General features: G+C 70.0%; 10 protein-coding genes and 1 pseudogene. 5 read left to right on the top strand and 6 right to left on the bottom strand.

What is annotated here, in order from left to right:
• A pseudogene (locus tag E1166_RS27280) lies at positions 1 to 369 on the bottom strand (hypothetical protein); the annotation flags it as partial.
• A 417-nt stretch (positions 370 to 786) separates the two neighbouring features.
• On the opposite strand from E1166_RS27280, the gene E1166_RS27285 reads away from it, so the two are divergent.
• Positions 787 to 1,707: a PAC2 family protein gene (locus E1166_RS27285; RefSeq protein WP_132270402.1), complete on the top strand. Its 921-nt coding sequence runs from the start codon at positions 787 to 789 to the stop codon at positions 1,705 to 1,707.
• Positions 1,708 to 1,921: 214 nt separating this feature from the next.
• Positions 1,922 to 2,719 (top strand): exodeoxyribonuclease III, encoded by a 798-nt coding sequence (locus tag E1166_RS27290; RefSeq protein WP_132342785.1) that lies wholly within the window; start codon positions 1,922 to 1,924, stop codon positions 2,717 to 2,719.
• A 206-nt stretch (positions 2,720 to 2,925) separates the two neighbouring features.
• Here E1166_RS27290 and E1166_RS27295 read toward each other — a convergent pair whose 3' ends face one another.
• The 3 genes from E1166_RS27295 to E1166_RS31225 all read right to left on the bottom strand — a co-directional run bounded on the left by E1166_RS27295 (position 2,926) and on the right by E1166_RS31225 (position 4,892).
• Positions 2,926 to 3,636 (bottom strand): hypothetical protein, encoded by a 711-nt coding sequence (locus E1166_RS27295; protein WP_165944442.1) that lies wholly within the window; start codon positions 3,634 to 3,636, stop codon positions 2,926 to 2,928.
• A 133-nt stretch (positions 3,637 to 3,769) separates the two neighbouring features.
• Positions 3,770 to 4,582, bottom strand: coding sequence for a hypothetical protein (locus tag E1166_RS27300; protein WP_132342782.1), 813 nt, complete (start codon positions 4,580 to 4,582; stop codon positions 3,770 to 3,772).
• Between the two features lie 166 nt (positions 4,583 to 4,748).
• Positions 4,749 to 4,892, bottom strand: coding sequence for a hypothetical protein (locus E1166_RS31225; protein WP_165944443.1), 144 nt, complete (start codon positions 4,890 to 4,892; stop codon positions 4,749 to 4,751).
• 312 nt (positions 4,893 to 5,204) lie between these two features.
• Between E1166_RS31225 and E1166_RS27305 the strand changes: the two genes are divergently transcribed.
• From E1166_RS27305 to E1166_RS27315, 3 genes are all read left to right on the top strand, one after another.
• Complete coding sequence (locus E1166_RS27305) at positions 5,205 to 5,903, top strand: response regulator transcription factor (protein ID WP_207914568.1); 699 nt, start codon at positions 5,205 to 5,207, stop codon at positions 5,901 to 5,903.
• A gap of 111 nt (positions 5,904 to 6,014) precedes the next feature.
• A complete protein-coding gene (locus E1166_RS27310; protein WP_132342783.1) occupies positions 6,015 to 6,326 on the top strand; it encodes an antibiotic biosynthesis monooxygenase in 312 nt (103 codons plus the stop codon).
• A 120-nt stretch (positions 6,327 to 6,446) separates the two neighbouring features.
• Positions 6,447 to 6,944, top strand: coding sequence for a GNAT family N-acetyltransferase (locus tag E1166_RS27315; protein WP_207914570.1), 498 nt, complete (start codon positions 6,447 to 6,449; stop codon positions 6,942 to 6,944).
• A gap of 63 nt (positions 6,945 to 7,007) precedes the next feature.
• Here the strand turns inward: E1166_RS27315 and E1166_RS32350 are convergent, their stop codons facing one another.
• The gene (locus tag E1166_RS32350; RefSeq protein ID WP_243710544.1) at positions 7,008 to 7,670 is read right to left on the bottom strand and encodes a class F sortase; all 663 of its coding nucleotides are present in this window, start codon (positions 7,668 to 7,670) and stop codon (positions 7,008 to 7,010) included.
• Between the two features lie 17 nt (positions 7,671 to 7,687).
• Positions 7,688 to 8,350, bottom strand: a complete 663-nt coding sequence (locus tag E1166_RS32355) for a hypothetical protein (protein WP_243710543.1) — start codon at positions 8,348 to 8,350, stop codon at positions 7,688 to 7,690.
• Positions 8,351 to 8,517 lie beyond the last annotated feature (167 nt).

The following is an 8,517-nucleotide window of genomic DNA, read 5'->3' on the forward strand; positions in this document are numbered from 1 at the left end:
CGGCACGGGGGCGGCAGACGCGGTGGTCGGCGTGCGGTCGTGATCCCGGGAGGCGACGTCCTGCTGCGCCCGCCCGGCGATGGCGGCCTCGACGCCGGCCGGCGTCGCCGGCTCGTCGGGCCGGGCCTGGAGACCGACCACCCCGGCCAGCCCCAGGCAGCAGGCCAGGCCCGCGGCGAGGGCGACTCGCGCCGGCCGGCGGGGGTTAACGAGAGCGCCGAGGCGGGTACGAAGGGAGAGGGTCGCCGCAGTGCCACTCGCCGCGGTGCCACGGAGTACGCCGACCCGAACGGACGATGAGATGTCGTCTGAACGGCCAGCCGTGCCGGGGGGACCGCACTGGTCGCCGATGGTGTCGTCGTCACGCATCCGACGAGGCTAGGCAACGAATCCGCTGGTCAACCGGGGTCAGCACGTGTCCCTTCCCACACTTGGCGACCCGTGAACCGGACACGGCCGGTCGCCCCACCTGCCCCTTGGCCAGACCCGCCGTACCGGGCATCCCGGAAAGCCAGGGCCGGCCGGAGCGTCGCGGAACAGCCGGGCGGAGATCCCTCCGACCGCTCACATGATCGACGTGCTCCGCCGTTCGCTCCACCTGGCGTACACCGTTCGGATGACCCCACCCTGGATGATCGCCGGGAAAGAGGGCTTCGCCCGGATTTGATCCACGGATTGTCCACAACGCGCCCGCTGCTGGAATGCAAGCGGCCAGCGGGTACGTTTCCCGAACGGGAACCGTGCGCGCGCGGTCCCGTACGCGTGCTTCCAGGGAGGTCCGAACCGGTGCTCGACCCACACGAGCTGTACCAGCTCACCGACGATCTGCCCGGCCTCGGTCAGCCGGTGCTGATCCAGGCCCTCACCGGCTTCGTCGACGCCGGCGCCGCCAGCCGCCTGGCCCGCGAGCAGTTGCTCACCTCGCTGGAATCCCGCCAGATCGCCACCTTCGACATCGATCAGCTCTTCGACTACCGGTCCCGCCGGCCGGTGATGACCTTCGTCGAGGACCACTGGGAGCACTACGACACCCCCGAGTTGGCGCTGCATCTGCTGCACGACGACGACGAGACGCCGTTCCTGCTGCTCACCGGCCCGGAGCCGGACCTGCAGTGGGAACGTTTCGTGGCTGCGGTCAGCGGGCTGTGCGACCGGCTCGACGTCCGGCTCACCATCGGGCTCAACTCGATCCCGATGGCCGTACCGCACACCCGCCCCACCGGGGTGACCGCGCACGCCACCCGGCGCGAGTTGATCGCCGGGTATGAGCCGTGGCTGCAACAGGTGCAGGTCCCGGGCAGCGTCGGCAACCTGCTGGAATACCGGCTCGGCGAGCAGGGTCGGGACGCGGTGGGTTTCGCCGCGCACGTGCCGCACTACGTTGCCCAGACCGAGTACCCGGCCGCCGCCGAGGCGCTGCTCGCCTCGGTCTCCCGGACCACCGGCCTGCTGCTGCCCAGCGACAGCCTGCGGACCGCCGCCGAGGTGGTCCGGGTCGAGATCGACCGCCAGGTCGCGCAGACCGACGAGGCGGCGACGCTGGTGCACGCCCTGGAGGAGCAGTACGACGCCTTCGCCCGTGGCCGCGGGGAGAAGAACCTGCTGGCCACCGGCGCGGGACCGCTGCCCACCGCCGACGAACTCGGCGCCGAACTGGAACGCTTCCTGGCCGAGCAGCCCCGTCCTGGCGACACTCCCAACACCTGACCGCACCGCCCGGCCACGCCGTTGTCCTGGCGCGAGCACCGCGGTCGCAGTGCCCGCCGCCTGCTGCCGCCCCCGTCGCCCGTCTTCCGTCCGGGCGGCGATGGCGGGCGACGCTCACGGCGCGAACCCGGCCGGCGCAGGCCAGGCCCACCGGGCAGAGGTCCACCGGCCCGGCCGGGCGGCGCGAGGTGGCCGGATGCGGCAGGCTGGAGACATGCGCCTGGCAACCTGGAACGTGAACTCGGTGAAGGCCCGGCTGCCCCGACTGCTGGACTGGCTCGCCACCACCGGCCCGGACGTGCTCTGCCTCCAGGAGACGAAGTGCCCCGACGGGTCCTTCCCATCGGCCGAGGTGGGCGAGCTGGGCTACGAGGTGGCCAGCCACAGCGACGGCCGGTGGAACGGGGTGGCCATCCTGTCCCGGGTCGGGCTGGTCGACGTCACGGTCGGATTCCCCGGCGAACCCGGGTTCCCCGAGCCCGAGGCGCGGGCCATCTCGGCCACCTGCGACGGGCTCCGGGTCTGGTCGGTGTACGTACCGAACGGGCGCGCGCCCGACGACCCGCACTACGCGTACAAGTTGGCCTGGTTCGCCGCCCTGCGGGACGCGCTGGAACCGGAGGTGGCCGGCGGCGGGCCGCTCGCGGTCTGCGGTGACTTCAACGTCGCGCCGACCGACGCCGACGTGTGGGATCCGGCGCTCTTCGTCACCTCCACCCACGTCACCCCCGCCGAGCGGGCCGCCCTCGCGGCACTGCGCGACCTGGGGCTCAGTGACGTGGTGCCCACCCCGATGAAGGGCCCGCACCCCTTCACCTACTGGGACTACCGGGCCGGCATGTTCCACCAGAACAAGGGGATGCGGATCGACCTGGTGTACGCCTCCGCCTCGTTCGCCCGCGCGGTCCGCGCGGCGTACGTGGACCGGGAGGCGCGTAAGGGCAAGGGCCCGTCGGACCACGCGCCGATCGTGGTGGACGCTGATCTGGTACCCGCCGTCGAGTCCTTCTGACCCGCCGGTACGCCGCCCGACCGGTCGGCGGTTCCGCACGTCGGCTGGATGCCGGGCCGATCTTCGTGCTCGAAGTGGTCCTCGTCCACTCGCCGTCACCGATCGAAGTCGAGCATGGTGGCGGCCGGTTCACGTGACGGCCGACCCGCGACGCGGGTCGGCCATCGACCGTGGGGTGCTCGTACGCGAACCGCGCGTGCGGCTGGTCAGCCCACCGAGATCGGGGTGTCGACGACTCCGAAGCCCGTCAACTCACCGAAGTCGGCGGTGTTGAAGTTCGGGATCACCAGGCGGGAGTTGCTGAGGCACTGCATGCTGCGGACCCAGTAGAAGCCCTTCGGGTCTCCGTTGTCGTTGGCCAACGGGAACCTCACGAGGACGGTGTCGGCGTCCCGTTCGGGGAAGAAGAACACCTTGGTTCCGTCGGCCTCCGCCTCTTTGTAGGTGGCCTCCAGGTAGCCGCCGTCCTGCAGCACCTCGGGGCGGAAGTAGATCGCCGCCCGCGTGTTCGGTTCGATGTCGGCCTTGACCTTGAAGGAGACCGAAGAATCCTCCCGGAAGCCGGTGATCTTGAAGCGTTTGCTCGCCGCGGTCGCGGTGGCCTGGAACACGCCTTCCAGCCCCACGGATCCGTTGACGTTCAGAAAGGCGCCGGACTCGATCCGGGCCTCGGCCTGCGATCGTACGTTGACGTCGAACGAGAACGGATCGGGCTCTGTTCCGTCGCAGTTGTTCTGGATGTCGCTGACCCGGAACGAGTTCCCGTTCGTGACCGTTTCCGTACGTTGGATGAAATCGCACTTCTCCAGCAGCGGTGATCCGTCACGGCAGTGCAGGGCGACGTCGCTCGCGGTTGCCGCGCTGGCGTTGTTGCGGTTCATCAGCGGGATGAGCCCGGCCGCGGCGACCGCGAGCACTGCTCCGATGACAAGATAACGGCGCCGTCGGGATCGTGGCCCGGCCTGTCGGTTACCGTGGGTGAGCTGGTACGTGGACAATGAAACTCCTTAGTCTCAGCGAGAGTGAATGTGACCGCGGTCCGACGACGGATTACCGGGTCGGCTCCGGCGGGAACGGCTGGGGGTCGTCGTCCTTGAACTCGTCCCCGGTGCAGTCCGTCAACTTGGGTCGCGCCTCACCGTCGGGGTTGCCGCTGGGCAGCAGCAGCGGTGCGTCGATCGTGGTCTCGAAGCTCCACTCCCACGGCGTGTTCTCGGGGCCGAAGGGTCCCCCGCCGGCACTGTTGCGGGTTCCGCCGGTAACGGTCCAGAGTCCCTTGATCTGCGCTCGCCGGGGGATGAACTGGAAGGTTCCCTTCTTCCCTTCGGGCACGTTCACGGTTCGCGCCGTCGTCACCGTCCTCACCTCGGTCGTGAGGCTGCTTTCGGTTCCGTGCTCGCCCCACTCGGCGCCCAGCAGGTTGACGAAGCTCGCGGAGAAGCTGTCACCGTCGTCGACGAAATCGCCCGCAATCTTCGCCGCACCCTGCTCCACAGCGACCTCGAACGACAGGTTCTTGTTGGTGTTGGGGGGGCAGTTGGCCACCTCCTTCGACGGGCTGAACGGTTCGCCGAAGATCGGCTTCGCGTCGTCCGCCCCCAGCACCTCCGTCACCCTGAAGTCACAGGTGTCGGCCGGGAAGGTCTGGGCGAATTCGGAAGCGAACTGCTGTTTGCCGTTGATCTTCAACGAGCCCTTGCAGAGCTTCATGGCCTCGTCCTTCGGACAAGGGTTCACGATCTTGACGCTTCCATCCCCGGCGGGGTCGCAGCCCGCCTCCGCCGCGTGCGCCGTATGGGTGATCGTCACGATCCCAAGGCCGATCACGATCGTCGATCCAACCGCGATAAGACGACGTTTCATCGTTCTCCTTCCGTTGCCACCGCACGATGAACGGTGTGGCGTTCAGGAAAACCGCGTCTCGGCGGGATCAAAAGGGACAGTTGTCCCGACAACCGCCGGCGTCCCGGTTCAATCTCTCCCGGTTCAATCCTGTGAATAAGGTCACACACGCTCCCGAAGAGCGGCGTCAGTCGAGGGCGACTGTGTCGTCGCGGACCAGGCGGCTGACCTGCGGGCGAACCGGTGAGTCACCACTCACCGAACGGAGGACCTGGAGCGCCGATCCCGCCGGCATCGACTGCCCCCGCCGCAGGTTCTCCGGATCCGCCATCGCGCTCCCAGGTGTCGGTGCGCACACGAAACCCTCACCCGAGTCCACTGCGAGGTTTGCCATTGACGCGCCACCACTATTGTCACCAACAGTAGGCATGGCCTTCCTCGGTGACATGCCGCCGGCCCAGGATCCAGGTGTGGTACGGGCGAATCATGCTTTCGGTTCAATCATCCGGCTGTGTTAATAACTACATTGGCGCATTGGCGAGACCTTGTGGACACAGACTTCCAGCACAGCCGATACTCGGCCGGTCCCAGCGCGGAACAGGCGGCATGGCTGGAAGGAGTCATTCGGCATGGATCCCGGGAGATGAGCACAGTCGACCTTGGCCGGGTATGGTGCGCTCCGGCCAACGAGGATACGCAGGTCGTGCCGTCGCTCTCAGTTGCTCTCGTCAGCCACGACGGCGCCCAACCTCCCAGTCTGAGCCCGCTGCACCCGCGCGTGACCGGCGACCTGTCCGTGGTGCGCCCCTTCGACGACGTTGTGGTGTGCTACGGCCATCACCCAGCCGCCGACGTCAGGGAGCTGCATCGGACATTCGGTCCCCGCATGCCGGCAGTGCTGGTCGCCGCCCGCAGCTTCGACCCACAGGACGTGATCACCGCCTTCGGTCATGGCGCTACCAGCTACCTGGTTCTTACCCAGACACCGGAGTTCTGCCTGAGGGGCGCGGTCATCACCACCGCCAACGGAGAAAGCTGCCTCAGTCCAGCCGCAGCAACCACGTTGCTGAGACACATGCAGCCCGTTCCGGCGGCACCGGCGCGCATCCACTCCAGCACCATCACCCCCCGCGAGCGGCAGATCATGGAGCTTCTCGCCACCGGCCACACGGTCACCGAGATAGCCGGTCACCTCCGGCTGACCGGCAAGACCGTACGCAACAACCTGAGCAACATCTACGCGAAACTGCAGGTACGCCGGCAATCCGAGGCGATCCTGCTGTGGCTCGGCCACCAACCCCAGCCGGAACCGATCGGTGCGGCCCACCGACACAGATCTTGAAGGGCCAGGTTGAGTCGGGTCCGGGGGTGAGGCCGCCACGGGTCAGGGATGACCACGACACCCGTGACCCGTCGGGAAGCCCTGCCCCCGGGCTCTGGCTAGGGTGGAGCCATGGCAGTCGTGAAGATCAACGCGATCGACGTCCCACCCGGCGCGGGCGAGGAACTCGAGAAGCGGTTCGCCGCCCGAGCCGGCGCGGTGGAGAACTCCCCCGGCTTCCTCGGCTTCGAACTGCTGCGCCCGGTCGCCGGGGAGAACCGCTACTTCGTCTACACGAGGTGGGAGAGCGAGGAGGCGTACCAGGCATGGGCCTCCGGACCGGCCCGGGCCGCGCACGCCGGCGGCGAACAGCGCCGACCGGTCGCCTCCGGCGCGACCCTCCTGGAGTTCGAGGTCGTGCAGCAGGTCACCGGCAAGGGCTGAGCCACCGGAGGCCAGGTCCACAGCTACCCGGCGGCGGCTGTTGCCGCCCGCTGGCGATGCTCGCCTCCGGTGCGCGTTTCCGGGTCAGCGGCAGACGGCGCAAGAGGGTACGTTCGCCGCATGGTCGTGACCCTGCGCGAGATCACCGACGCGAACCGCGAGGCGATCCTCGCGCTGCGCGTCGCACCCGGTCAGGAGCGGTTCGTCTCCTCGGTTCGCGACGCGCTGCGAGAGGCTGTCGAGTACCCGCACGCCAAGCCGTGGTACAGGGCGGTCTACGTGGACGACGAGCCGGTCGGCTTTGTGATGGTGAGCTGGAACGTGGAGCCGCAGCCGCCGGAGATCATCGGACCGTGGTTCCTCTGGAAGCTGCTCATCGACCAACGGCACCAGGGCCACGGCTACGGCGTTGAGGTTGTGCGGCAGATCGCGGAACTCGTGCAGGGCGAGGGCGCGACGGAACTACTGACCAGCTACGTACCGGGAGACGGTGGCCCGGCCGGGTTCTACCAGCGGCTCGGGTTCGTACCGACCGGTGCGTGCGACCCGGACGGCGAAGTCATCATGCGCCTCACGCTGCCCTGGCCGCGGTCTGCCAGCAGTCCGACCAGCGAGTAGCCGCCGGATCACCGCACCGGCCTCGGCGCGCACCTGGCACGACGGCCGGTGGGCGGTGGGCGGTCAGGATTCGCGGGTCTCGACCAGCGAGGCGAAGGCGATGACGTTGTCCCGGTAGCCGGTGTCCCCGCCCACCCAGGCGCCGCCGCAGGTGATCAGGCGCAGCGCCGGCGGGCCGTCGTCGCCGTAGACCCGGTCGGCCGGCATCTCGGACTTGTCGAAGTGCTCCACCGAGTCGACCCGGAACACGGCCACCCGCCGGTCGTCCCGGGTCACCTGGATCTCGTCGCCAGGCTTGAGCCGGCGCAGGTCGTAGAAGACGGCGGGACCGCCGGTCGAGTCGACGTGACCGACGATGATCGCCCGGCCCGGCTCGCCCGGGGTCGGGCCCCGGTCGTACCAGCCGGTCTCGTGGTGCCGGCTCAGTGGCGGCACCGCGATCGAGCCGTCCTCGGCCTGTCCGACCGGAGTCACCGGAGCATCCACCCGGATCGCCGGGACCACCAGGCTGACCGGCCGGCTCGCCGGCAACCCACGGGCCGCCGGCCGGTCGACGGCCCCCGGGTTCCCGGAGTCGGCCGCCCAGTCGAACGGCCCGGCGGTACGCCCCAGACCGGCGCCGGTGGCGAAGACGCCGACCAGCACCAGCAGCACCGCCAGCGGTGTCGACCACGGGCTGCGGGCCGCTCGGCGGTCCCGGCTGGCGGCCGGGGCGGTGGGAGGCAGCGCGGCCACGGCGGCGCTCAGCTCCGGGCCGTACCCGACGGCCGGCCGGTCGAGACGCCTCCGGTGCCCCTCGGACGGCGGGCCGTGACGACGCCGACGATCGCCCCGGCGATGGTCAGGGCCAGCCCTCCGGGCACGAGCAGGCCGCCGGCATTCGCACCGCCGGCCGTCCCGCCGAACCCGGTGTGCGGGCCGGGACTGGACTTCACGTGCTTGACCACCTGGAGCATGGTCGAGGCACTGCCGCCGTCGCGGCACTCCAGCTTGACCGGATAGTTGCCGGGGCGGGTGCGGTCCCGCACCATCGCCGAGGCGGTCAAATGCCCGTACTGGGGATGCGCCTGGATCCGGCCGAAGGCGTCGGAGACGACCGTCGCCGGGATGGAGTTGTCGTGGCAACTCGCCCGGATGCCGACCAGGTAGCCGGGGCGGACCATGCCGGGGCGGACCTCGACGAAGACCTGGCCGGGAGGCTGCCGGCGCTCGTCCGACCCGGGCCATCCCCCGGCCGGGTCACCAGGACCGGGCGCCACGGCCGGCGGCGGCGCGGCGAGCGGCGTCACCGCGAGCGGCGGCGCGGCGAGTGCCCGGGCGGCGAGGGGCGGGGCGGTGGCGCTCAGCACCGGGCCGAGGGCGCCGACCGCGATCGCCAGCGCGGTGCGCCGGAGCGTGACCGACATGCTGCCCCCTCTCGTCGCCCTCGCCGCAGGGCCGGGGCGACGCAAGCACCCGGCCTGCCGTACGGGATAAATCGTCTCACCCCCGGGCGGACATCACATCCGATCCGCCGGAACCGTCGCGTACGCTCGGGTCGCTGTGACCTCCACCGACCCGAACCCCGCCGCCC

Origin of the sequence: Micromonospora sp. KC213, assembly GCF_004348325.1 — a bacterium.
In the GTDB taxonomy this organism is placed as follows: domain Bacteria; phylum Actinomycetota; class Actinomycetes; order Mycobacteriales; family Micromonosporaceae; genus Micromonospora.

Excerpts from the sequence above, each read along its gene's own strand:
- E1166_RS27290 (WP_132342785.1), top strand. The coding sequence starts at position 1,922 with ATGCGCCTGGCAACCTGGAACGTGAACTCGGTGAAGGCCCGGCTGCCC.
- E1166_RS27310 (WP_132342783.1), top strand. The coding sequence starts at position 6,015 with ATGGCAGTCGTGAAGATCAACGCGATCGACGTCCCACCCGGCGCGGGC.
- E1166_RS27305 (WP_207914568.1), top strand. The coding sequence starts at position 5,205 with ATGAGCACAGTCGACCTTGGCCGGGTATGGTGCGCTCCGGCCAACGAG.
- E1166_RS27315 (WP_207914570.1), top strand. The coding sequence starts at position 6,447 with ATGGTCGTGACCCTGCGCGAGATCACCGACGCGAACCGCGAGGCGATC.
- E1166_RS32355 (WP_243710543.1), bottom strand. The coding sequence starts at position 8,350 with ATGTCGGTCACGCTCCGGCGCACCGCGCTGGCGATCGCGGTCGGCGCC.
- E1166_RS27300 (WP_132342782.1), bottom strand. The coding sequence starts at position 4,582 with ATGAAACGTCGTCTTATCGCGGTTGGATCGACGATCGTGATCGGCCTT.
- E1166_RS31225 (WP_165944443.1), bottom strand. The coding sequence starts at position 4,892 with ATGGCGGATCCGGAGAACCTGCGGCGGGGGCAGTCGATGCCGGCGGGA.